Below are 23,945 nucleotides of genomic sequence, written 5' to 3'. Positions count from 1 at the left end.
TGATGATCTCAAATCAAAATGCCCCGAAGGTGTTGAGCCTGGATATGACGGGCTGACGTTTGAAGTAAAGTAGGGCATCATTCAAAAACAGGCGATGACATTATTCATCGCCTGTTTTTTATTTAATGACTATTCGTCAAACCAAAACCCGTCAGGCTTATAAACGCCAAGCAGAGCACCTGGCTCCCAGTTATAAAAACCATCTTCTGGGACATTCATTAGCTTATTGGATAGAGCTATAGGTTGAGGAATTCCAGCAACTAACCCAATTGTATAGGTTTCCTCACTATTTATTTCCAATATACGTTCCCATATTTCTTTCTTTTCAGCTGTTGTTTGCGCCCTGAACCAAAGTACATAAAGATCATTTAGCTCTTGGGCTTGAGTAATATCAACCTCTTCCCCGGCATTACCTTTTGTTTCAACAAACTGTCCCCATTTAGGCCATTGAAATGATTGCTGTTGGCGCGGAACTAGCTCTGCAGGCGAAGAGTGAGGAGACAACAGTCCATTGAGATTGCCGTACCAAAGAGACATGTTGGTTTCACCAGAAAAAATCCGGTTTCGCAAAACTTCCCTCTGAGAGGGTTTAGGGTAGAGTTTAACGCCGACTTTCAACCAGGAATCAGCGATTAATTCAAGAATATCAGTTTCTTCACTACTTTCGCCTGCTGTTTCAATAATGATCTTCATCGGACGACCATCGCTTAATAAACGAAGACCATCTTCATCTCTATCTGTCAGGCCGATTTCATCCAAAAGCATATTTGCTTTTTTCAAGTCAAATTCAGCCCATTTTTTGAAGTACTCTTCTTTATAAAGGCTGCTGCTTGGCAACACCGTGTTGTTACCTTCAAGCCCAAGCCCGTAATAAAGCACCTGATTAAGTTCGTAGCGGTTTGTTGCCAAAGAAAGGGCATGACGGAATCTTTTATCGCGGTTCAGTTTGCGCCACTCGGGATCCTCGGCATTCAAATTTGGATAAAGGGCAAATTGTGAGCCACGAACCGTCTTCCAAAGACGTACTGAATACCCATTTTGATCATCATTACCCTTTAAGAAGGTATAGTCGGAAAAATTAAGTCCTCTGGATTGGAGATCAGAATCTCCGGAACCAACCTTTGCCGGAATTAATCCACCTCCGGCAACAGAAAGTATCAATTCATTTGCGTAAGGAAGCTGATGACCCAGTTCATCAACCCTGTGATAATAGGGGTTTCTTTTTCCAACAAACCGCGTCGAAGGTGGTTTTACAGAATTAACCCAAGGCTGCAATGTCGGCAGTTTGGGGTTTGTAAACTTGTATTGCCTTGCTTTACGGTTATGCAACTGCACCCAATTACGCGCGCCAGCTTTGGTAACACGTTCTTGCAATACATCCGTATCCACATACTTTGCGTGAAACTGCTTCATGTAATGTGCGGGTTGGAAAAGATAAAGTGGGCGTGTCGCGGCCAAACTCGGAAGAAAGAAAGGATTAGGTACAGACCAGCTATAGCGAACTGTTACCTCGTCAATAATTTCTACTTTAGGCAATTCTCCATCAACAAGTAGTTCCGCAGGCGGACCAAAAGGTCTTAAATTACTATCGTTGGCGACATCTTCCCAAAAATACTTGAAATCAGCCGAGGTAAAAGGGCGACCATCAGACCATCTATGCCCTTTTCGAAGAGTCATCGTAAAAATCCGACCTTCTTCGATATCGATCTTATCTAAAATATCTGTGGTAAAGCCCAAGTCTGGTGTATAGCCGATAAGCCGCGCGTAGCCATAAACAGAAAACAACCGGACGTCCTTTGATTTTGCAATCAAGCTTCTGATTGATCCACCGTATTTCCCTGCTTTCCAATTTTGGCTTTGCTTTACAACATAGGGATTTTCAGGGACGCGTTTTGCAACAGGTGGCATTTCTCCATTTATAACGCTGCTCTCAAAAATAGGGACTTCCCGAAGCAAGTCAGCATTAAAATCAGACACAGGAGAGAGGTAAGTTTCCGCAAGGCTAGAGGATATTCCTGCCACAAGGCCTAAAACTGCCAATGATCGAATTGAAGTTCTAAAAACTTTCCCTGCTATTACTTTCATTTTTCTCTCATTTTCACTAGAAACCGACTATTCTTCCACTGATTTCCACATGTTATCTTAGGTCATCAATTATCCGATAGATAGGGTCCAAGCTACTTGCGCCAAGTCTCTCAGATCGATCCGGCGACCATCCTTCAAATTCATTTGGGGCATCAGCCGTATCCTTAAAGGGCATCTCTAGTGTCATAGACAAACAATCGTGCGTTTCCGCCGTGTTATTACTACAGATAGTTAGGTTAGCATTCCCAGGTTCATTCTGTGGGTAACCATGAGTGGTCTGAAAGTCAGGGTTTGCTTCCATATAATAAGTTTGGAAACGGTCTAACAGATTTAACAGACGATCATCAAAAGAGGGGATACCGTGGGTTCCTGCAATGAAGTTATGAGGAATAGCTTCATCACCGTGAATATCGAACATAAGATCGACACCGGTTTCCATCATTTTTTCACGTACATAATAAACTTCGGGGCTTTTTTCTAACGAAGGTGCTTGCCATTCACGGTTCAGGTTTGATCCAACTGCGTTAACACGAAGGTTACCTCGCCGACTTCCATCCGGGTTCATATTCGGGACGACATAAAAGACAGCCTTTTTTAACAACTCTCGAGCAATGGCATCATTTTCATCCAACAGTCGCCCCAGAAACCCTTCCATCCAGAACTCTGTCATACTTTCCCCAGGGTGTTGCCTTCCAATTATCCAGCAGGATTTTTTATTTTTGTCGGCCTCACCAATCGTTAAAAGGTCAATATCCTGACCATCAATAGTTTGCCCTAAAACATCGAGGTTAACACCTTGACCATGCTGAGCTTCAGCTATGAGATCGGCATGTCTTTCCATAGAGTAGGGGGCGAAATAAGCGAAATAGACTGAATTATACCCTGGTGTAAATTCAATCGTTAAAGTCTGCCCATCATACGACGTTGTTGGTACACGGAACCATGTCTCTCGGTCATATGAAGCAACAGCCTGATAGTTTTCCCACCCGCCGGGATAAGCAGCTCCACCTGCATTGAGAATTTTCAACGTACAATTTTGATCCAATCCACCGCTCAGGCGAAAGTAAAACCACTGATAAAAATGAGAATTCGTATCTGATTCGATCTCTAACTGAATATCAGAAGGATTATCACAAGACAGGCAACGAATATTGCCGGCGTCGAAATTACTTGAAACACGGATCATTATGATATTTCTCGCTTAATTATACGCTTTTACATTTGCGCTTCAGAATACCTGATAAGTAGCAAGCAGCAAGCTTTGTGTACCCCAGTTCATAAAATCTTTCCCTAAATGAAATTTGAATCAAACCTCGACGTAATAAAAAAATCATAATATTTTTTTTAAAATACTTCGCCAGTTTAGACACAGCAAAAAACAATTCATTATATCTTTGATATCGAAACAAAATTTAAAATATTTTAGCCTATTTTAATATATTTTCGCCCTTGAAAAACATTACCTACAATCCGATTTATCTGTGGCAAAATTGCGCACCCGATTGAAATTTGTTTCAACAACAGGTAGTGTATCGGTCTTAACTACAGAGAAAGGTAGTTGTATCATGCGTAAAAAGCCCACCTATTTACCAGTGATACTTAAGTCTTCTGGTTGGGTGTTAAGCCGAATTGGAACACTGCTGGCTACGATTTTTGCTGCTAGTGCATTTGCAACACTTCTTCCTATTCTTGGAAGAAATAGTCAGTTATTACTGGAACCACTAATGATGTCAGCCCTAGTTGCTGCAACAATAGCAATCAGCGGTTTTCTAATCGTCAAGTGGACTGAACACAAGTTTGGCGATCCCCTCAAGGATTTTCCAGCAACACTGTAATATAAGTGTTTTCCATAAATAATATTTTACTTTCGAAACAGGAAATAACCTATTGTTATTTCCTGTTTTTTTTGCAAAAAATCTTATCTATTAAATTGAATTTCAAACTCAGGTACAAATTTACGTCCTTTCATTCCCTTCTGCATTATTCCCCATTAAACAATAACCTAAGATAATAGTAACCAGTGTTGACAATACGCAGACAGGCAACCTACGATCGCCCCCTAATAAATAACGTATAAATCTTAGATCTACTCATCTTCAAAATATACATCTGATAGGAAGTTCTGATGAAACACTTAAAGAAAATCAGTCTTGCTGCCATAACCTCCATGGTCATAGCCATGCCGTCGATGGCAGAAACACGCATTACCTATAAATCAGCGAAAACGACGTCTTCCTACTATCAGATGGCCGTTCAAATTGCCGAGGCCATGAAAGCAGGCTCATCTGGTGATATTGTGGTTACAGTTGAAGAAAGCCAGGGGTCCGTCCAAAATGTGATGGAAGTACGCGCCAGAGGTGAGGATTATGTTTTCACCACGCCACCCGCTCTCGTACGACTGGCCAAGGCCGGAAAGGCAATGTTCGAAGGCAAAGGCGACCCAAAATTTGGAGAGATCAGAGCTTTATTCCCTATTCCTTCACTCACAATGCACTTCGTCGTCTCCGAAAACAGTGGCATCAAAGATTTTGCAGGCTTGGAAGGGAAGAAAATCCTCTTAGGCAAAGGATCATTTGGGGCAAAAGAAGGCGCTAAATACCTCAAGCTTTTTGGTCTGGAAGGTAAAGTAGAACTCGCAAATGTCGAACTTTCCAATGCTGTTCCAGCCCTAAAAAATGGTCAAATTGATGGATTTGTAACCGCAGGCTCTTATCCTGCGCCAAACGTCATTGAGGCCGCAGCATCTACCGGCGTTAGCGTACTGTCCTTAACACCAGAACAAATAAAAGCTTCAAAGCGTAAAGAACTGACTATTCCTGCCGGAACCTATAGCGGGCAAGATAGTGATATAACGACAACCTCACTCCCTGTCGTAGCTTATACAACTACTGCCATGGATGACGAAACAGCCTATCAACTCACCAAAACCTATTGGGACCAAAAAGAAACTATGGGTCAGTCAGCGGCATGGTGGAATGGCGTTAGTAATGACTTACTGTCGAATATTGAGGGCAAAATCCATCCCGGCGCAGTTCGTTATTACACAGAAAAAGGTATAACGCTAAGCCCAGCACAACAATAACCAAATCACATTATAGATTTTCAAAAATCCCGATTGTATTGACCAGTCGGGATTTTTGTTATTTATACGCACAAATTCCTCTAACAGTGTAATCTCATGCCTGATCTTTCCTCCAAGTTCGTTCGCCTAGTCTGCTTTGGCTTCGCAGCCTCGCTCGTTATCTTTCATATTGGTTTGATTTTTTCAGGCTTGGTGCCCAATCTCGTTAGCCGCCCCCTTCATTTGGCATTTATTCTCCCGTGGGTTCTTATACTTGGTAATCAAGGGAACGCGTTATCACGGGTCTCAGGAATTCTTTTTGCTGTGCTTGGTATTGGCGCAGCTCTTTGGATCACGATGAACCACGACATGCTTGGGGACCAATACGGATTTCTCGAAAATGACCTTCAGATTGCCATTGCGATTACCCTTCTTCTCGTCGTGCTCGAAGCTGCAAGACGGGCCATTGGCTGGCCCTTACCAATTGTCGCAGCGCTTGCGCTTTTTTACGGACTGCTGGGCCAATACATTCCCGGCGAATTTGGCCATGCTGGCACTCCTCTCAAAAGCTTCCTTGGCACCCTAACCATTGCCGAAGGCGGTATTTGGGGAAGCTTAACAGGGGTTTCCGTCAGCGTTGTTTCTATCTTTGTCATATTCGGTGCGGTCTTAAACGCAGGTGAAGCCGGACAGGGATTTATGAATGTCGCTGCCGCCGCGGCAGGTCGTTTAAAAGGCGGTGCGGCAAAGGTATCTGTGATCTCCTCTGCTTTATTTGGCTCTATTTCCGGTTCAGCTTCTGCAAACGTTGCTTCAACAGGTGCGATTACCTTGCCAGCCATGACGCGCCTCGGCTATCCCAAACGACTTGCCGCTGCCGTCGAGGCCGTTGCGTCTTCTGGTGGCCAGATTATGCCGCCATTAATGGGAGCAGGGGCCTTTGTTATGGTCGAGCTTACCGGTATTCCCTATACCAGTATTATGAGTGCAGCTATTTTACCCGCCATTCTGTTTTTTTTGGCCGTCTGGGTTGGGATTAACGCCTATGCGCGCAATCAGAATCTCAAGGGAATAGAGGACAAGGACAGACCAAATACAAAAGACGTCTTTATTACATCTGCATTCTTTCTGGTTCCTTTTAGTGTCCTGCTTTTGGGTATGTTTTATTTTGGCTACACACCTCAGTACGCAGCATGTATGGCTATTATTGCTGGATTTTTGCTACTCTTTATCACAAAAAAACTTATATTCGACTTAAAAGAAACTCTTTATCGAATTGAAAATGCTACTATTAATGCCGCCAAACAAGTATCCATGATCGCGGCGATCATACTCTGTGCCTCTATCATAATTGGCGTACTTTCAATTACTGGTTTGGGCGTTAAAATCACGTCATTGATCCTATCTGGGTCTGGTGGGTTGCTGTGGCCCTCGCTCTTTCTCACTGCTTTAGCCTGTCTTATTCTGGGTATGGAAGTTCCAACCACGGCAGCCTATGTGATATGTATATCAGTAGCAGGCCCAGCACTAACCCAACTCGGACTAGCGCCACTTCAGGCACATCTGTTTGTTTTCTGGTTTGCCTTGCTCTCCACAATTACACCGCCCGTATGCGGTGCAGTTTTTATTGCTGCAGGCATGATCGGGGAAAACTGGCTTAAAGTTGCTCTAACGGCGATGGCTTTGGGCGTCGGCCTTTATATCATCCCCTTAGGCATGATTGCGAACCCGGATATACTAAGTCTTTCTGACACACCGTTTAGGGCCTTACTCGCATTCCTACAAATTGGCTTTGGGTTAACCTGCATTTCTTATGGCCTAATTGCTGCGAAACAGGCGATCGGCAGGTTAAGTCTTATCTTATCAGGTACCCTGATTATTTTTACACCTGTTACTTTCTTTTAAAGCTTAAACTAAAAAATTAAAAATAATTCCAACACGAGAAAATTCCACAACTTCACGCCAATAAATTGTTGTTATTATAACAAGTAAAATTTACTTTATCTAAGAAATAAACAAGTTGAGAGCCAAATTGAATAAAATTTCTGAGGTCGCAGGACACATAAGGCAAGCTGATGGAGTCTGCTTTATTATCGGGGCAGGGGCCTCTTTATCCGCAGGCATTCCGTCAGCATCTAGAATGGTTGATCTTGCCTGTGAACAATTCGACCATTGCTTGACCAACCTGTCAGAGACTGACAGAAAAGATTACGGCAAAGTCATGTCTCAATTATCTCCTGCAGAACGCGAAAAATTCATATCCCCTTTACTCCATAAATCTGGCATCAATTGGGGACAAATTGCTCTAGCCGCCATGGCCGAGCAAAAAAAAATCTCTCGTATTTTAACATTTAATTTTGATCTTGTATTAGAAAAGGCAACGGCATTATTGGGGTTACGGCTCCCCGTTTATGATTTTGCTGCAGCACCGACAGCAGATATCAAACGCATAGCACGTTCTGCAATCCTGCATTTACATGGTCAAAGCCATGGATTAGTCCTTCTTAATTCAGAAACAGAAACAAAAAAGCATAAAGAATTATTACGGCCACTGTTGAAAGATACTGTCCAAAATCATGTTACTATTGTTATTGGTTATAGTGGTGAATCTGATGGTGCATATAATGTTATTGAAGAAGAATTTAACTCCAATAATCGTTTAATATGGCTTGGCCATAATAATGAAGCCGCACCGCACCTCAGATCTTTATTTCAAAAAGATTATGCAGAGTATATTGGCAGTTGTGATTTTGATAAAACAATGATCGAAATTGCCAGAGAACTGTCAATATGGCCACCAGCAATTTTTAATAACCCAATGCAACATCTTATAAGTGAGTTAGAACCAGTTCGTGACTTTCCAACTGATGATGAAAATGACTTAGATATTCTTTCGAATACTCGAGAAAAATTAAAGAAATATTCTGAGAAATGGGTAGCTGAAAGCGGTGATGACGAACAAGCAATCGCAGCCTTACTAAGTGGTCAACTTAATTCAATAAAAATTGAATTATCAGGTACTCTTACTGAAAAAGGTGCAGAAGCGTTAGCATGGTCTTACATAAATCAAGGAAACTCTTTAGTAAAGAAAGCTGAAAAACTATCAAAGAAAGACGCATTACATTTATTTCATAAATCTAATTCACTGTATGCTGAAGCCATAAAAATTCATCCAAATGCACAAGCGTTTTTTAATTGGGGAGTTAATCTGCTTAGAGAAGCTGAAATGTTTCCAGATAATGAGCCACATAAAAAATACACAGAAGCTAGCAGTAAATATAAAGAAGCTATAAATATCAAATCGGATTATCATGAAGCTTTCAACAACTGGGGAACCGCATTACTAAGAAAAGCTCAAATTCTCCCGAATAATAAAGCCCTAGAAACGCTCCAAGAATCTTGTGAAAAATACGAAGAAGCCATAGAAATTAGACCCGATAAATATGAATCTTTGAATAACTGGGGAACAGCACTATTAGAACAGGCTAAAATACTATCTGGCAAAGAAGCATCTAAAAAATTTAATGAGTGCTATTCGAAATTCTCAAATGCCATAAAAATAAAGCCTGATTTTTATGAAGCCTTTGATAATTGGGGGCAAGCTCTTTCTCAAGAAGCCTTGAACCTCTCAAACGAAAAAGCATTAACAAAGTTTCGAGAAGCTTGTTTAATGCACGCGAAAGCTTTAGAGATAAAATCAAACTACCACCAAGCATTTGATAATTGGGGATTTTCCCTATTACACATAGCACAACTTCTTCCTAAAAAAGAAAAAGAAAAAGAACTAAAAGAAGCTAAATCTAAACTATTAAATGCACAAAAATTAGAGCTCAAAGCGAATTATAATCTTGCTTGTCTTTATACAATTACAGGAAAAATAACAGACGCTATTAATCAGTTAAATGCTTGTTATAAAGATAACACGCTACCAGACATTAACCATTTACTTAGCGACAAGGATCTTGATCTCATTAGAAATGAAGACTCTTTCAAGACTTTAATACAAAAGCTAGAAAGTTAATCTACTCGTTCAAACTAGCCGTATATTTACTATTTTTTTTACTACTAACTTATCATTATTGACAGGATCAAGTTTCCTGAAGTACTGGTAACTTCTTATTCTACAGGAGTTACGGTTTATGGATTGGGAAAAAGTATTTGCCACGCGGTCTTCACGTATGAAGGCGTCCGAAATTCGGGAGTTACTCAAGCTTCTGGACCAACCAGACATTATCTCATTTGCTGGCGGCATTCCTGATCCCGCGCTTTTCCCGACGGAAGAATTCCAGCAGGCCTTTGCCAATACGCTGACAGGCGACAAACAGACCACGGCTTTGCAGTATTCAGTAAGTGAGGGTTACGTTCCTTTACGCCAGTGGATTGCCAAGCAGATGGAAGGGCTTGGTATCCCCTGTAGTATTGACAATATCCTGATTACATCGGGGTCCCAACAAGCGCTGGATTATCTGGGTAAGCTATTGCTTTCACCGAATGATACAGCACTCGTAACATGGCCAACCTATATGGGCGCACTTGGGGCCTTTAATGCCTATGAACCCCATTACGACCGCCTGATTGCGAACGGTAACCGTTCTGCAAAAGAATATCAGGAAGCCGCAGCGGAAAAGAATAGCGAAGTAAAATTCGCCTATATGTCCGTGGATTTTGCAAATCCAACTGGGGAAACGCTTGATCGTTCCGGCCGTGAAAAATTACTGGATCTTGCAGAAGAGCTTGATATCCCTGTTATCGAAGACGCGGCTTATCAATCCCTTCGATATGACGGAGAAGCAATTCCACCAATTCTGGCCCTTGATATTCGACGTAAGGGACATATCGACGAAACACGAACACTCTATTGCGGCAGCTTCTCGAAAACACTTGCGCCAGGTTTGAGGGTAGGGTGGGTCTGTGCCGCCCAGACAGTTATCAGCAAGCTCGTATTAATGAAACAAGCCGCTGACCTCCATAGTTCCACAATTAATCAGATTGCCATCCACGAAGTCGCCTCCAAAGGTTTTGATAAGCAGGTTGCCAAGATTTTCACAGCCTATTCGACCAGACGAGATTGCATGCTTGCAGCACTGGAAAAATACATGCCACAGGGCGTAAGCTGGACAAAACCCGAAGGTGGGATGTTTATTTGGCTAACTCTCCCCGAACATTTAGATGGTGCTGAGTTGTTGGCAGAGTCAATCGAAACACAACGTGTTGCCTTTGTTCCCGGACACGCTTTCTATGCAGATGGATCAAACCGCAATACAATGCGTTTGAGTTTCTCTCAAGCAAACGAAGACACAATCAACGAAGGTATTCGCAGGCTTGGTTTGCTTCTTAAATCCATTTAACTTAGTTGTTATGGTATAAAAGTAAGGTGAGAAAAATATTCTCACCTTACTTTATTTGTTTAATAACAATTCATTACGAAATAACATTAAAATACTACTCGGAAAATACTGTCTCTTCTTTTCATAAAAACTCAAGAAACATAATCACCTTCAAACTTTTGTAGATTATCATCAATTTGATACCAATCAGGTTTTGATCCAGTATGAATATGTACTGTTGGACGTATACCGGGGTCATCATCCAATGCCGACGCAGCAACGACATATATGTCACCAGTCGCCATGTCGCCAAGTGAAGTACCGCATTTCTGACAAAAGCATCGTTCTAAATTCCATTCCGGATCAGTAGGGGCCTTAGCAATACTTTCTTGGCCTGCCGTAACCCTGAGATCACCAGCTTTACCGATCAACACAGCAGAAAAAATGCCCGCCGCTTTTCGACACCTAGAACAGTGGCAATAACTCAATGAAGATGGTTCTCCTGAAATTTCAAATTTCACGGTACCACACAGACAACTCCCATTAATCATCAGACTTTCTTCCTTACAATAGGGGCTAATAAATTTACCCCTACAAAGAACATACCATGAACATTTTATTTATAAAAGAAAAACCAAACCACCTAAGAAAACATGCTTCTGAAAGAGAAACCGTCACGCGATAATATCAATTGACAGTATAGAGTAACGAGAGCAACGTCACCCGATTACCAAGATAATAAGATCGATTATGATGCTTGATTTCAGACCTATCCTGACCACGTTGGGAATTTTATTATGCAGCCTTTCAATTCTAATGTTATTTCCGGCAGCAGTAGATATTTCAAAGCAAAACCCCGATTGGATCATTTTTTCTATTTGCGCAAGCTTAACCATGGCCTGTGGAGGCACACTCTACTTAAGCAACCGTACAAATAAAATTTATGAAATTAATATAAGGCAGGCCTATTTGCTTACTCTTTTATGCTGGATTGTTGTACCCGGATTTTCTGCCATTCCATTAATTGGCCTCGATATAAGCTATACAGATGCTTTTTTTGAAACTATGTCAGCCATGACTACGACAGGATCGACTGTTTTAACTAACTTGGACAACTTACCCCCAGGTATTCTGATGTGGCGGTCGTTACTACAGTGGATTGGCGGTATCGGCATCATTGCGATGGCAATTTTCATTTTACCATTTATCAGAAGCGGTGGTATGCAACTTTTTGCATTGGAAAGCTCTGACAATTCAGTCAAAGTTTTGCCAAGAGCATACCTTCTTGCTGTTTGGTTACTGAGTATTTATATCAGCTTGACCCTTATATGCATGGTTTTATTCTACTGGTCCGGGATGACAGTATTTGATGCAATTAACCATGCAATGACAACAATATCTACGGGGGGATTTTCTACTCACGATGCATCTTTTGGTTATTTTGAAAACACATCGACACAATGGATATGCACACTATTCATGATTTTCGGGGCACTACCTTTTACCCTTTACATTCAATCACTTAAAAAAGATAAAACCACACTTATTCGCGATCCCCAAGTAAAAGGATTTATATTCTTTTTAACAGGAACATCAATCGTCTTGGCGATCTGGCTGGTACTTTCCCAGCATATCAATTTTTTTGACGCCCTAACTCTAAGCACATTTAATGTCGTATCAATCGTCACAACGACGGGTTATGCCAGCGATAACTATCTTGCGTGGGGATCAGCAGCAGGTAGTGTTTTTCTTGTCTTAACGTTAGTAGGGGGCTGTACAGGCTCGACGAGCGGCGCAATTAAAATTTATCGTTTTCAAATTTTATGGCTTATTGTCAAAAACCACACTCTAAGTTTAATGAGCCCAAACCGTGTTCTATCGCAAACTTATAACGGGCGAAATATAACAGAAGACCTTCAACGATCTGTTCTTGCTTTTTTAGCCGTATTTTTTACGACAACCTTTATCGCAACAGTAATTTTGGGGGTCGTGGGTTTAGACCCATTAACATCATTTACAGCCAGTGTCACCGCGATCACGAACGTTGGACCAGGCTTAGGGACAATAATCGGGCCCGACGGAAACTTCGCCAGTCTTCCTGACATTGCCAAATGGGTTTTATCAATTGTAATGCTAATTGGACGCTTAGAGGTATTTACAGTGTTGGTCGTTCTAATGCCGTCTTTCTGGGGATGATCATAGTAACTTGTAGGGTTTAGAATTAAAACCTCACATTCGCATAATGTATATTATGGAAAATGTTGAAATAAATGTTACAGCCGTATCTCACGTAAGTGTGAAAGCTTGTCGCAAATCATCTCAGAGAGCTTTAATAAATTATTTCGACCATCGGTGTACCTGAAATTTCCTTAGTTACGTAATTTACAGGTAGCAAAGAGACAAACGTTGCTTTGCAAGGCTTAATGTCTCGCGCTCTTCGTGCGATGTGAAGAGATTATAAGGCACTTTTGAAACCTGGAAATTAAGTCATTCCTCGGAAAAATACTTATTGTACAGAGCCTCATACTCTTCTGTGGCTTTGTACTCTTCCATTTTCTCTGCAAAATAAACGCTGATATTGTCTTTATCAGCCTTCTTGGAAAACCCAATATACATCGGGCGTTCCAACACTGGTGGGTCAACAATAGTGAACTTATCCAAAATTGCTGTATCTTTATAGGCAGAATAAAAGTCGCTGAGATAAACAATACCGAGATCACCGCGACCATTAAGCAGTAAATCTTTTAATCCATTAAGTGATGGTGCAGCATACTTTTTCAGATAATCGGCACTATCGAATTCATGCCCATATGAAAAACCAGCTTGGGTCACAATACGATAATCACTGAGTAACTCGAGGTTACCGTTGAAAACGATTTCATCCGCTCGCGACTTAAGCACCACATAAACAATCTTTGCGGTATGAAGTATATTGCCCTCTAAATAACGTGTATCTTTCTCGCGCTCGGCCGTCCGTCCATAATAGGTAAAGGCATCAATTTTCCCAGTTTTAAGCATCTGTTGCGCTCGCTTAAAGGGATAGCGTTCAAACGTTATGTCCAGATTGTTTTTCTCAGCAACAGCACGAATAAGTTCAATATGAAAACCAGTTAACTTACCCTCGTCAATATATTCATAGGGTGGATAGTCTTCAGCACCGATGGCAAAAACATACTCACCAGACAAAAAAGATCGTTCATTTGCAGTCAAAGCATCAGCAAAAGTAAAACAACAACAGATCACACAGAAGATACCAAGCAATAGACTTCTTATACGACACACTCCACAGATAAGACGTTTTTTTGAATAGTATCACCAGATAACACAAACATACCCACATATTAGGTAATAGATGTTAATGAAAATTTATCGATACCGACAGATCATATAAATTAAATCGTCATTATTACTCAAAATTTTCTCTTGGTATTATGGTTATTTTTTTTGGACTTACAATCTGCGTCAAATTTCCACATTTATTCCGAAGTTTTAATGTATACAATGATCGTTACCTAATCTGCTTTAACAAAGGTATTATTATGAAAGTAATTATTGCTGGCTCTCGTACAATTAATGATTACGACGCCCTTAAAAACTTTGTCGAGAGCGTAAGTTGGCCAATAGAGGAAGTGGTATCCGGTGGTTGCCGTGGTGTCGACATACTGGGCGAACAATGGGCAGAAAAGAATGACATCCCTAAAAAAGTGCTTCATGCCGATTGGGTTAAATACGGACGTGAAGCAGGTGAGCTCAGAAACCGCGAAATGGCAAACTATGCCGATGGACTAATTCTTCTCTGGGACGGTAAAAGCCCCGGCGCCAGCTGTATGTTGAGGGAATCAGCCAAAGCCGGCATAAAAATACACCACCAGATATATGGCCTTGATTGGCAAGAGATGGAGCAAGCCGAGAAAGCTATCCTCGACTATTATTGGTCTGGGAAAGGACGTTTGGTCTTTCAACATAGCCATTGGGAATGGGAATTAGTAGATGAAAACGCCCCCATAATTCCGCAAGAAGCTATTAATGGGTTGATAGAACAAGGTTTTCTAGAAGAAGACACGATTACTGTCCTCAAACCTGTTCGAGAAGATTATCACAGCAAATTTGCTTAGGATCAGTTGTTAATACGAGCCAATTTTATTGCGATCTAAGAATAAGTTTATCCCCACGGAATTCAAAACTGGGAAAGCGTTTTAGAAATGTCATACCAAGCAACGATGTCGACATTGGGGCCTGGTTTATAGAAACACGCACGTCTTGAAACTGTCGTTCTCCCAATGTCATGCGGTTAACTTGTGCAGAAGCCCCTCTTCCCGTGCCATTAGCGGTTTCAAAGATTCGATTGAAAGTCAGTTTATCAAGGTCAAATCCCAAACGTTGTGTATCCGCAGGGCTTAAAACAATTGAACTCGCACCTGTATCAACAAGAAACTTTACACGCTCGTCATCAACAAACATTTCTATGTAAAAATGCCCATCGCTGGCACGGGTAAATTCAAGATCACCAGCCTGATTTGTATAGGCTTGAGCAGGGACAAGATTGTTCGAAACCCGATCCCAAACATTTTCAAAGACATCGCGATAGCTATAGCCAACAAAAAGAAGAATAAATATAGCTGCCCACAATCCGATATCACGCAAATATTTTGGAAGATCAGACTTTTGAAGCCGACCAACACCTAGAATTGACGACATAATCATGAGTAAAATCGCAAGACTTCGGACCAAATCTATTTGGTCATCATCTCTGCTAAGGGAGCCGGGAAAACGATCAGCAAGAAAAAATACCCCAAGACCAGTCAAAACAATGAGAATGATAAAAAGCCAAAAGGCTGAAATGCCACCTCTCGAAGGTTTGCCCCCTTCCCCATTATCTGAGTTTTTCTGAAATGAGTTCGGTTTTCTCTCAACCATATTTCTTTTTGCCCTGCATAAATCAGTATTTGAAACTTAGCACTTCACAAATAGGTATTTCTCTAAACGCTTTAAAGTAACTCCTTAGGCATTTGATGTTAAAAGTTTTATTCCCAATACCCCCATCAAACCACCCGCAATTCGGTCAATTAAGCTTTTGGATTTTAAATACACCTGCCGCGATGCCTTGGCTGAAAGAGCACAAGCCACAAGAACATACCATCCTGTTTCCACAAAAAGTAACGTCGGCAATAAAAGCACCGGAAACCAGTTAGAGGTTTCTGCCGGCATAAAAACAGCAAAAACACCACTATAAATAATCGCGGCTTTGGGATTACTAATTTGAGTTATAAAAGCAGTATAGAAGGAACGCATAAGGCTTTGCCCAGCCTGAGGTTGTGATGCCCCCTCTTCTTCCGAGACCAGTTTTTCTCTGGCCCCCCGCCAAATTTTTATTCCTAGGTAAAGTAAGTAAAAACCGCCAAAAATCTTAAAAGAAAGGTACAACCAAACAACCTGCGTGAAGATAAGATGTAATCCGAGCAAGGCCAAACCAGCAAAGACCAAAGCGCCAAGGCCCATGCCGACAGAAGCGGCTATTCCATGAGCACGTGAATTTACCAGAGAGATCCGAGCAACAACAAGAAAGCTGGGTCCGGGCATCATCGCACCAATGATAACAACACCAACAATACTCGCAATAGCGAATAATTCACCCACAGCACTCTCCTATAGATCGTTTTTTTAAGTCCTGTTTCTACTTTTATCCTAAGTAGTCTCTTTATAAGAACAAATATTTGTAATTTTTGACATAAAAAAAGGGGCAGCTAAAAAGCCGCCCTCTAGATAATACGTTACTCTACTTTTTTAATCTTTTTTTAGATTGCCAGATATTCGTGTCGAAGTTCCTCATTATCCAGTACTTCTTGTGCAGTACCGTCAAAAACGACCTGCCCCATATCCAGAATAATCGCTCTATCTGCTAGGTGCAGGGCAGCAATCGCATTCTGCTCCACAATAATGGTCGTAATACCGTGTGTCTTGATTTCCTGCAGAATTGATTCAATTTCATGAACAATCACAGGTGCCAAACCTTCGTAGGGTTCATCAAGCAACAACAGCTTAACATCCCGGGCCAATGCACGGGCGACAGCAAGCATTTGCTGCTCCCCGCCAGACATTGTTATTCCTTCTTGATCTCGACGTTCTGCTAGGCGAGGAAAATGCTGATAAAGGCGTTCAATAGACCAGCCAACAGGCTCTGCAATTTGTGCAAGTTGAAGATTTTCTTCAACGGTAAGCCCCGGAATAATCCGACGATCTTCAGGCACCAAAGCAACACCGTTTTGAGCAGCTTCAAAATCTTTCATGCGGTGAAGAGGCTTATGATCCAGCCATACTTCCCCCTGTGTTAGAACAGGATCAACCGCCCGGGCAATTGCCCGAAGAGTTGATGTTTTACCCGCGCCATTGCGTCCAAGTAACGCAAGGATTTCCCCTTCACGAACGTCAAAGCTTACGCCCTGAACGATATAGCTTTCGCCGTAATAGGCATGAAGATCATGAGCGGAAAAATAGGCCGGGGCCGTACCTTCACTTTTAATTGGTTGCATGCGGCTCATAGATGCGCCCCCCCAAGATAAGCTTCCTGAACACGAGGATCGCCCTTAATACCTTCTGGACTCCCCTCAGCAATAACCGTTCCCTGTGCCATAACACTTACTTTATCAGCCAAGGAAAACACCACATGCATATCGTGTTCAATAATCACTTTGGTGATCCCTCTCTCCCCAATACGTTTGAGCAGATCAATCGTGTTGTTTGTATCAGCACGCGACATCCCAGCTGTTGGCTCGTCCAACAATAGTAGTTTGGGGTTTTGTACCAAACACATTGCGAGTTCCAGTCGACGTTTATCACCACGAGAAAGGCTGCCCGCATGCATGTTGCGCTTATCAATCAAGCCAACATCTTCGAGCATATGTTCGGCACGTACAATGATTTCACTGTCCTGATCCGCACGTTTCCAGCCATTCAGTTTGAAAGCGCCATCGCGTGAAGCCAAGGTCGGGATCACCACATTATCCAAAAGCGACAGATCACTAAAAATCTCTGGCGTCTGAAACACTCGGGAAACACCGGCTTGATTAATTTCATGTGGTTTAATTCCCAAAAGAGAATTTCCATTGAAATTTACGCTGCCACTATCTGGAATTAACAGTCCAACCAAACAGTTCAGGAAAGTAGATTTTCCGGCTCCATTTGGACCAATAATGGCATGGACCGAGCCCTCTTCCACATCAAGCTCAACTTTATTGAGGGCCTTAAGACCGCCAAAGCTCTTGTTCACATCGCGAACTTCAAGAATACCCATAATATTATCTCTCTATTCACCAGGTTGAACTTCGGCAGAGCCAACAGAGCCAGCTTCGCCATTGTTTTTGTTGTTCTTGTTCCGAATACGGCTATAAATCCGGGTAAAACCTTCGACCATCCCACCAGGCAAGAAGACCACAATCAGCATGAACAACATACCAAGTGTCAGATGCCAGCCCTCACCAACAAAAAGACTTAATACCGCAACGGCACCATCTTGAAGGATCTCTGGAAGGAAATCGAAAATACCGTGTAGAACATTTTCATTAATCGCCGAGAAGATGTTCTCAAAGTATTTGATAACTCCCGCACCGATCACAGGGCCGATCAAGGTACCAACACCACCAAGAATGGTCATCAGTACAACTTCCCCCGAAGCGGTCCATTGCATCCGTTCAGCACCGGCAAGTGGATCTGTGACAGCCATAAGGGAGCCTGCAAGACCCGCATACATGCCAGAGATAACAAACGCGGTTAGAGTATAGGGACGCATGTTCAAACCTGTATAGCTCATACGGTTTGAATTGGATTTCACCGCCCGTAACATCATGCCAAATGGGGAACGGAATATCCGCATCGAGATATAGAACCCGATGATCATGAGTATGGCACAGAAATAAAAACCGGAATAACCGCTCATTTCAATGCCAAAGAAATTGGTCGGTGGAATTCCACTTGTTGGCGTAACACCAACAAGGCTATCCAAAGCACGAGGATCGTTAAGGCTAAGTTGCAGTCCAGTTTCCCCATTCGTAATAGGAGTAAGAACCGAATAGGCCAGATTGTAAGACATCTGGGCAAACGCAAGTGTCAAGATAGAGAAATAAATCCCTGACCGACGCAGGCTGATATACCCGATAACAACAGCAAACAAACCAGATGTAATAACACCGAAAATAACCGCGGGGACAACACTCATACTCAACAGTTTGAATGACCAAACTGCCGTGTAAGAACCGACGCCCAAAAACGCGGCATGACCAAAGGATAAATACCCAGTCAAGCCAAAGAGGATATTAAAGCCAATTGCAAATATACCAAATATTGCAAACCGTTGAAGCAAATCAGGATAACTTGCGCCAATTGGTGCTAACCAAATTGGCATTGTGAGAACTGCAAGGGTAAAAATACCCATAAGCAGTAAATCTTTACGAGGCGTAGCAGTAATCATTGTATTAGGACTCCATCACGCCTTTGCGTCCCATCAAGCCTCTTGGACGAACAAGAAGAATGACAACCGCAACAAGGAAAATAATAATTTGATCGATACCGGGGAGAATTTCTTTCACTTCGTTCATTGACGCGAACGATTGTAAAATACCCAAAAGGAAGCCAGCAGTAACCGCACCACCAAGAGACCCCATACCACCAACGACAACAACAACGAAGGAAAGAACCAGGAAGTCCATGCCCAGATGGTAATCCGGTGGAACGATTGGTGTGTACATGACCCCAGCCAATCCAGACACAACTGCCGCGATGCCAAATACAATCGTAAACCGACGCTCAATGTTGATCCCGAGCAAACCAACCGTCTCACGATCTTGCATGCCTGCACGCACAACCATCCCAAAGGTCGTAAACTGTAAGAAACTGAAAACAGCGGCGATAATAATTCCAGCAAAGAGAAGATAAGTCAGACGCCACCAAGGATAGATCACGGAATCCCCAAGCCCTATGGCTGCACCGATATCTGCAGAACCCGTTAAAAGTTCAGGCGGTGGCATTGGAACAGGATTAGCACCAAAGAATGCCTTAACAATCTCTTGCAACACAATCGCTAGACCAAAAGTCACAAGGATCTGTTCAGCATGGGTGCGTTTATAGAAAAACCTGATCAACCCACGTTCCATCGCCAAACCAATAAGAAGCATGACGGGGATAGCAAGTAAAATTGACAAAGGAACCGCATAATCAATAATTGCGGTACCTGTTTCGCCAAACCATAATTCAAGGTACGGCACTTCCTTAAAAGCATCGAAGAAAGTAATACTTTCATCTTTCACTTGTTTGGAAATGGTCAGAATTTTTTTCAGGGTAACGGCACAAAAAGCTCCGAGCATAAACAGTGCTCCATGAGCAAAGTTAACAACTCCGAGCGTGCCGAAAATCAGTGTTAATCCCAAGGCAATAAGGGCGTAAGATCCGCCTTTATCCAAGCCATTCAGGACTTGCAATACAAATGCATCCATCGTTCTATTTTCGCTGCTGTTTGTCTCTTAAGAAATTACAGAAAAATCTTAAAGAGTAATGCACTCTGACATGCAGTCAGAACTTACATAAATTAAAGTTCTGGCCGCTCCCAAGAGCGGCCAGATTTAAACCGGGGTTCTTAAACCTCGTATGGTCCGAGATCACCACCAAAGATGGCTGGATCGTACTCAACCTGTGCACGTGGAACTTCTTTAACAATCTCAAGAAGGTCAAACTGCGTTGACGGGTTAGCATTTCCGCGCACGACAAGAACATCTTTAAAGCACTGGTGATCAGCTGCACGATATTCAGTCGGGCCATTCCCCATACCATCGAATTCAAAGCCTTCAAGGGCTTTAATAACTTCTGGTGGGTAGAATGTACCAGCCATTTCACAAGCATTTGCATAAAGCAGTGTCTGAACATAACAAGTATGAGCAGCCTGTGATGGCGGGAAGCCGTATTCCTGACCAAAGGATTTAACAAAGGCCTGTGAACCAGCATCTTGAAGTGCCCAGTTCCAGTTTGTTGTACCCAAAATCCCTTTGATATTTTCACCAGCACCCTGCGCCATCAAACGAGAGAACAGAGGCACGATGATTTCAAAGTTTTTACCGTTTACCTGCTTATCACGAAGGCCAAACTGTACAGCCTGTGTCAGAGAGTTGATCATATCCTTACCATAGTGGTTCAGGATCAACACATCAGCGCCAGAATTAAGAACTGGTGTGATATACTGAGAGAAATCACCTGCACCCACAGGCGTCTTCACTGTATTTACAGTTTCCCAGCCAAGGCCCTCTGTGGTGTTCTTGATGGACTCTTCTTGTGTCCAACCCCAGGTATAATCAGCAGTTAAATGATAAGCACGACGATCAGTTCCCATTTCTTCCTTAAGAACAGGACCAAGAGCCGCACCTGATTGATAAGCATTAAAGAAATGGCGGAAGCCATAACGGCGCTTATCTTTACCTGTAGTGTCATTTGAGTGTGTTAGACCACACATGAAAATAACACCCATCTCTTGCGCAAGAGATTGGGTTGCAATAGCAACGCCAGATGAAGAACCACCAGAGAACATAGTTACGCCCTCTTTTTCGATCATACGCTTCGCAGAAGCACGGGCAGCGTCTGATTTTGTTTGAGTGTCACCTGTAACATACTCAACTTTTTTACCAAGAATACCATTTCCTTTAAGAGAACTTGGTTTCATGGTTGTTAGCATTCCGCCGTCACCTTCACCATTCAGGTGCTTGACAGCCAATTGATAAGCGCGAAGCTCATCAGCGCCCTCATCCGCATATGGACCAGTTTGTGGTACGTTGAAACCAAGCTTGATAAAAGATTGGCTACTTGGATCATTTCGGAAATCAGCAGCATAAGCGCCTTTCACGAAAGAGTATGGTGTCCCACCACTAAAAACCGCAGCTCCCGCACTTGCTGCGGCTGCACCGGTCAATAACTTACGACGGGATAGTTTAAATTTATTTGTTGTATTCGTCATGACAGTATTCGTCTCCCAAGAAGTATACTCATGCTGTTCTTTTGTGCTGGATCGCACTAGTTACTTTTATCGGCCAGTTAATTTTATTTCGCCGTTATGAGCAAAATCATCCTCTTGTTTCGCATTAACAACAATAGGTCACCATAAAGTATCTCAAGTTTATGTTATTTATTTTACTTATTTGAAATAGAATTTGTAAACTTTGAAAACAAAACGAAAAGCCTGTGGCATAAATGTATATGCCACAGGCTTTTTGATAAGAAATATCTTACCTTAAAGATACGTCCTATTCGTTCACCGACCTCAAACGACCCAAGAATTCATGCACTTTATTTTCCAACTGCTGAGCTTCTTCTGCAAGCCCAGAAGCTGAATTCTGGACCTGTTGAGCTGCCGAGCCTGTTGTATTTGCAGCCTCCCTTACCTGGGTTATGTTTGAAGACACTTGGTCTGTACCATTAGCAGCCTGCTGAACAGATTTTGTAATTTCTGCCGTTGCGGCACCTTGCTCTTCAACCGCAGAAGCAATAGCGGTTGCAACTTCATGGATAGAATCAATTGTTTTTGAAATACCATGTATTGCCGCAACAGAATCACGTGTCTCACCCTGAATAGAGCTGATTTGACCAGAAATTTCTTCTGTCGCTTTTGCTGTTTGATTTGCAAGAGACTTAACTTCAGAAGCAACAACAGCAAAACCTTTACCTGCTTCTCCAGCTCTTGCTGCTTCAATGGTTGCGTTCAAGGCCAGCAGATTAGTTTGCTCAGCAATATCGTTAATAAGCTTTACAACTTCGCCAATCTTATCAGCCGCATTTGCAAGGCCTTCGATCTTCTGATTGGTTCTGGATGTTTCTTCAACTGCATTACTTGCGATATCAGCAGAACGTTGTACCTGACTGCTGATTTCATTGATGGATGCAGAAAGTTCTTCAGTCGCCGCGGCCACTGATTGTACATTAGCCGAAGCATCTTGCGCAGCATCCGTAACAACAGATGCTTGATTTGATGACTGTATTGCTGCACCCGACATCGTTTCAGCAGATGCTCTCATCTCATGCGCAGAACCAGAAACCGAGGATATGATTTGACCGACAGATGCCTCAAAATCATTTGCCATTTGCATCCGTGATTCTTGTCTTTCTTCAGAAGCCCGTTTTTCAGATTCCAGCTTTTCCGCTTCCATCTGACTAACACGCTCGGCATTAGCCTTAAACTGTTCTAACGCACGATTAATATCACCAATCTCATCGCCACGATCCTGTCCTGGTACCTCAACGTTATAGTTTCCTTGCATAAGAGAGGTAATAACAGCGATCGAACCCTGCAATGGGTTTCTGATAATAATGCGCCCAAGAACAAGTAATGCAACGATAAGGACAGTAAGCAATAACAAACCACCAATAATTGTGTATTGTGCCATGGTCGTTGCATGTTCAGTTAATTTGTTCGTCGGAACATTAATAAGGACGGACCAAGGTGCTTCAGAATCTTTTACATGCAATGGAATAAATATTCGGTAAATATCTCCATCAGGCTGCTCAAACGCCTCACCTTTTTCAACAAGACCTACAGCCGTTTCCAAGACTTCATCTTTATTCTTTTCATCCACAAGTGGCTTACCAAGTAGTTCTGGATCACTGTGGGCGACCCATTGGCCATTATTTGAAATCAGATTAACAGTACCGGTTTTAAAGGGGGTAAGTTTATTAAAAGAAGCGGCCATATCGTTTAAATTCATATCGACACCAACAACGCCTAGAAAGTTGTTATTATTATCCAAGATCGGATAAACAAACGACGTCAAGGTAACAATATTACCTTCGATATCATAGCCGATGGGATCAACGATAACAGGTTGCTTGGTTCTTTTCGGAAGATAGTACCAATCTGTATCGGGTGTTGTTTGATCTTCATCATAGGCAGTAATAATGGAAGGTAGAACACCTTTACCAAAATTATAATAATAGGTTAGATATCTGCCACTTGGATTATCATCAGTAACATAGTCACTATCCTTTCCATCCAGGGCATTCTCTTCATATCCAGCCCAAGCCCCTGCCAAAACAGGGTTTGTAGTCAAGGTTTGTCTCAAAACCACATCTAAATTTACGCAAGACAAACATGCGCAAGTACTTTACGAAGATAAATAATCATAAAAAAATAACTCCTTATTATTAAAAAGCAGTGAATCTTTATTTTATTTCCCAACATATACTTGACGTAAATATTTAATTGCACTTCGGTTTTAGGATATTTTCTGAATAAACAAACAAAAGCAGGCGTATAGAATTATTTTTTTGCCCAATCCTTAATTGAGACTTAAATTAAAGTGATCTCTTCAATGTTCTTGGGTGCGAAATGAGCAAAAAAATTCCAGACACCAATAAAGATGGTATCCGTCGCCTCATTGATTTAATGAAAGACCTTAGAGATCCAGACGGCGGGTGTCCCTGGGATATAGAACAGAATTTCCGTACTA

At 42.1% G+C, this 23,945-nt stretch carries 19 protein-coding genes; 7 read left to right on the top strand and 12 right to left on the bottom strand.

What is annotated here, in order from left to right:
* Nucleotides 1-129 precede the first annotated feature (129 nt).
* Both Q0241_RS02885 and Q0241_RS02880 read right to left on the bottom strand, forming a co-directional pair.
* Entirely contained in the window at nucleotides 130-2,085 is a 1,956-nt protein-coding gene (locus tag Q0241_RS02885) for an ABC transporter substrate-binding protein (protein ID WP_299372777.1), read from the bottom strand.
* 52 nt (nucleotides 2,086-2,137) lie between these two features.
* Nucleotides 2,138-3,271 (bottom strand): M14-type cytosolic carboxypeptidase, encoded by a 1,134-nt coding sequence (locus Q0241_RS02880; protein WP_299372774.1) that lies wholly within the window; start codon nucleotides 3,269-3,271, stop codon nucleotides 2,138-2,140.
* Nucleotides 3,272-3,650: 379 nt separating this feature from the next.
* On the opposite strand from Q0241_RS02880, the gene Q0241_RS02875 reads away from it, so the two are divergent.
* From Q0241_RS02875 to Q0241_RS02855, 5 genes are all read left to right on the top strand, one after another.
* Complete coding sequence (locus tag Q0241_RS02875) at nucleotides 3,651-3,920, top strand: hypothetical protein (protein WP_299372771.1); 270 nt, start codon at nucleotides 3,651-3,653, stop codon at nucleotides 3,918-3,920.
* Between the two features lie 290 nt (nucleotides 3,921-4,210).
* Nucleotides 4,211-5,167 carry a TAXI family TRAP transporter solute-binding subunit gene (locus Q0241_RS02870; RefSeq protein ID WP_299372768.1) on the top strand — a complete coding sequence of 319 codons (957 nt, stop codon included), beginning with the start codon at nucleotides 4,211-4,213 and terminating at the stop codon, nucleotides 5,165-5,167.
* 96 nt (nucleotides 5,168-5,263) lie between these two features.
* A complete protein-coding gene (locus tag Q0241_RS02865; protein ID WP_299372765.1) occupies nucleotides 5,264-7,051 on the top strand; it encodes a TRAP transporter fused permease subunit in 1,788 nt (595 codons plus the stop codon).
* Nucleotides 7,052-7,178: 127 nt separating this feature from the next.
* Nucleotides 7,179-9,167, top strand: a complete 1,989-nt coding sequence (locus Q0241_RS02860) for an SIR2 family protein (protein WP_299372762.1) — start codon at nucleotides 7,179-7,181, stop codon at nucleotides 9,165-9,167.
* A 118-nt stretch (nucleotides 9,168-9,285) separates the two neighbouring features.
* On the top strand, nucleotides 9,286-10,494 hold the full coding sequence (locus Q0241_RS02855) for a PLP-dependent aminotransferase family protein (protein WP_299372759.1): 1,209 nt from the start codon (nucleotides 9,286-9,288) through the stop codon (nucleotides 10,492-10,494).
* A gap of 131 nt (nucleotides 10,495-10,625) precedes the next feature.
* Here Q0241_RS02855 and Q0241_RS02850 read toward each other — a convergent pair whose 3' ends face one another.
* Nucleotides 10,626-11,024, bottom strand: a complete 399-nt coding sequence (locus tag Q0241_RS02850; protein WP_299372756.1) for a GFA family protein — start codon at nucleotides 11,022-11,024, stop codon at nucleotides 10,626-10,628.
* A gap of 199 nt (nucleotides 11,025-11,223) precedes the next feature.
* Here Q0241_RS02850 and Q0241_RS02845 point away from each other — a divergent pair, with 199 nt between their 5' ends.
* Nucleotides 11,224-12,669, top strand: a complete 1,446-nt coding sequence (locus tag Q0241_RS02845) for a TrkH family potassium uptake protein (protein ID WP_299372753.1) — start codon at nucleotides 11,224-11,226, stop codon at nucleotides 12,667-12,669.
* 291 nt (nucleotides 12,670-12,960) lie between these two features.
* Here the strand turns inward: Q0241_RS02845 and Q0241_RS02840 are convergent, their stop codons facing one another.
* Complete coding sequence (locus Q0241_RS02840; protein WP_299372750.1) at nucleotides 12,961-13,716, bottom strand: transporter substrate-binding domain-containing protein; 756 nt, start codon at nucleotides 13,714-13,716, stop codon at nucleotides 12,961-12,963.
* Nucleotides 13,717-14,012: 296 nt separating this feature from the next.
* Here Q0241_RS02840 and Q0241_RS02835 point away from each other — a divergent pair, with 296 nt between their 5' ends.
* Complete coding sequence (locus Q0241_RS02835) at nucleotides 14,013-14,588, top strand: SLOG family protein (protein WP_299372747.1); 576 nt, start codon at nucleotides 14,013-14,015, stop codon at nucleotides 14,586-14,588.
* A 25-nt stretch (nucleotides 14,589-14,613) separates the two neighbouring features.
* On the opposite strand, the gene Q0241_RS02830 is transcribed toward Q0241_RS02835, so the two are convergent.
* The 8 genes from Q0241_RS02830 to Q0241_RS02795 all read right to left on the bottom strand — a co-directional run bounded on the left by Q0241_RS02830 (nucleotide 14,614) and on the right by Q0241_RS02795 (nucleotide 23,546).
* A complete protein-coding gene (locus Q0241_RS02830; protein WP_299372744.1) occupies nucleotides 14,614-15,390 on the bottom strand; it encodes a TIGR02281 family clan AA aspartic protease in 777 nt (258 codons plus the stop codon).
* 84 nt (nucleotides 15,391-15,474) lie between these two features.
* Complete coding sequence (locus tag Q0241_RS02825) at nucleotides 15,475-16,110, bottom strand: LysE family translocator (protein ID WP_299372741.1); 636 nt, start codon at nucleotides 16,108-16,110, stop codon at nucleotides 15,475-15,477.
* 158 nt (nucleotides 16,111-16,268) lie between these two features.
* Nucleotides 16,269-17,012, bottom strand: a complete 744-nt coding sequence (locus Q0241_RS02820) for an ABC transporter ATP-binding protein (RefSeq protein ID WP_299372738.1) — start codon at nucleotides 17,010-17,012, stop codon at nucleotides 16,269-16,271.
* Nucleotides 17,009-17,764 carry an ABC transporter ATP-binding protein gene (locus tag Q0241_RS02815; RefSeq protein ID WP_299372735.1) on the bottom strand — a complete coding sequence of 252 codons (756 nt, stop codon included), beginning with the start codon at nucleotides 17,762-17,764 and terminating at the stop codon, nucleotides 17,009-17,011. Before Q0241_RS02815 ends, Q0241_RS02820 begins: the two co-directional genes overlap by 4 nt.
* A gap of 12 nt (nucleotides 17,765-17,776) precedes the next feature.
* Nucleotides 17,777-18,937 carry a branched-chain amino acid ABC transporter permease gene (locus Q0241_RS02810; RefSeq protein WP_299372732.1) on the bottom strand — a complete coding sequence of 387 codons (1,161 nt, stop codon included), beginning with the start codon at nucleotides 18,935-18,937 and terminating at the stop codon, nucleotides 17,777-17,779.
* 4 nt (nucleotides 18,938-18,941) lie between these two features.
* Entirely contained in the window at nucleotides 18,942-19,958 is a 1,017-nt protein-coding gene (locus Q0241_RS02805) for a branched-chain amino acid ABC transporter permease (RefSeq protein WP_299372729.1), read from the bottom strand.
* Nucleotides 19,959-20,098: 140 nt separating this feature from the next.
* Nucleotides 20,099-21,463: a substrate-binding protein gene (locus tag Q0241_RS02800; RefSeq protein WP_299372726.1), complete on the bottom strand. Its 1,365-nt coding sequence runs from the start codon at nucleotides 21,461-21,463 to the stop codon at nucleotides 20,099-20,101.
* Nucleotides 21,464-21,749: 286 nt separating this feature from the next.
* The gene (locus Q0241_RS02795; RefSeq protein WP_299372723.1) at nucleotides 21,750-23,546 is read right to left on the bottom strand and encodes a methyl-accepting chemotaxis protein; all 1,797 of its coding nucleotides are present in this window, start codon (nucleotides 23,544-23,546) and stop codon (nucleotides 21,750-21,752) included.
* Between the last annotated feature and the right edge of the window lie 399 nt (nucleotides 23,547-23,945).

This window comes from uncultured Kiloniella sp. (assembly GCF_937128705.1).
GTDB lineage: Bacteria > Pseudomonadota > Alphaproteobacteria > Kiloniellales > Kiloniellaceae > Kiloniella.
This window is presented reverse-complemented; position numbering and strand designations above follow the sequence as displayed.

Bases quoted from the DNA above. Each gene is read 5' to 3' on its own strand.
- Q0241_RS02885 (WP_299372777.1), bottom strand. From the start codon at position 2,085: ATGAAAGTAATAGCAGGGAAAGTTTTTAGAACTTCAATTCGATCATTG.
- Q0241_RS02880 (WP_299372774.1), bottom strand. From the start codon at position 3,271: ATGATCCGTGTTTCAAGTAATTTCGACGCCGGCAATATTCGTTGCCTG.
- Q0241_RS02875 (WP_299372771.1), top strand. From the start codon at position 3,651: ATGCGTAAAAAGCCCACCTATTTACCAGTGATACTTAAGTCTTCTGGT.
- Q0241_RS02870 (WP_299372768.1), top strand. From the start codon at position 4,211: ATGAAACACTTAAAGAAAATCAGTCTTGCTGCCATAACCTCCATGGTC.
- Q0241_RS02865 (WP_299372765.1), top strand. From the start codon at position 5,264: ATGCCTGATCTTTCCTCCAAGTTCGTTCGCCTAGTCTGCTTTGGCTTC.
- Q0241_RS02855 (WP_299372759.1), top strand. From the start codon at position 9,286: ATGGATTGGGAAAAAGTATTTGCCACGCGGTCTTCACGTATGAAGGCG.
- Q0241_RS02850 (WP_299372756.1), bottom strand. From the start codon at position 11,024: ATGATTAATGGGAGTTGTCTGTGTGGTACCGTGAAATTTGAAATTTCA.
- Q0241_RS02845 (WP_299372753.1), top strand. From the start codon at position 11,224: ATGATGCTTGATTTCAGACCTATCCTGACCACGTTGGGAATTTTATTA.
- Q0241_RS02835 (WP_299372747.1), top strand. From the start codon at position 14,013: ATGAAAGTAATTATTGCTGGCTCTCGTACAATTAATGATTACGACGCC.
- Q0241_RS02830 (WP_299372744.1), bottom strand. From the start codon at position 15,390: ATGGTTGAGAGAAAACCGAACTCATTTCAGAAAAACTCAGATAATGGG.
- Q0241_RS02820 (WP_299372738.1), bottom strand. From the start codon at position 17,012: ATGAGCCGCATGCAACCAATTAAAAGTGAAGGTACGGCCCCGGCCTAT.
- Q0241_RS02815 (WP_299372735.1), bottom strand. From the start codon at position 17,764: ATGGGTATTCTTGAAGTTCGCGATGTGAACAAGAGCTTTGGCGGTCTT.
- Q0241_RS02810 (WP_299372732.1), bottom strand. From the start codon at position 18,937: ATGATTACTGCTACGCCTCGTAAAGATTTACTGCTTATGGGTATTTTT.
- Q0241_RS02805 (WP_299372729.1), bottom strand. From the start codon at position 19,958: ATGGATGCATTTGTATTGCAAGTCCTGAATGGCTTGGATAAAGGCGGA.
- Q0241_RS02800 (WP_299372726.1), bottom strand. From the start codon at position 21,463: ATGACGAATACAACAAATAAATTTAAACTATCCCGTCGTAAGTTATTG.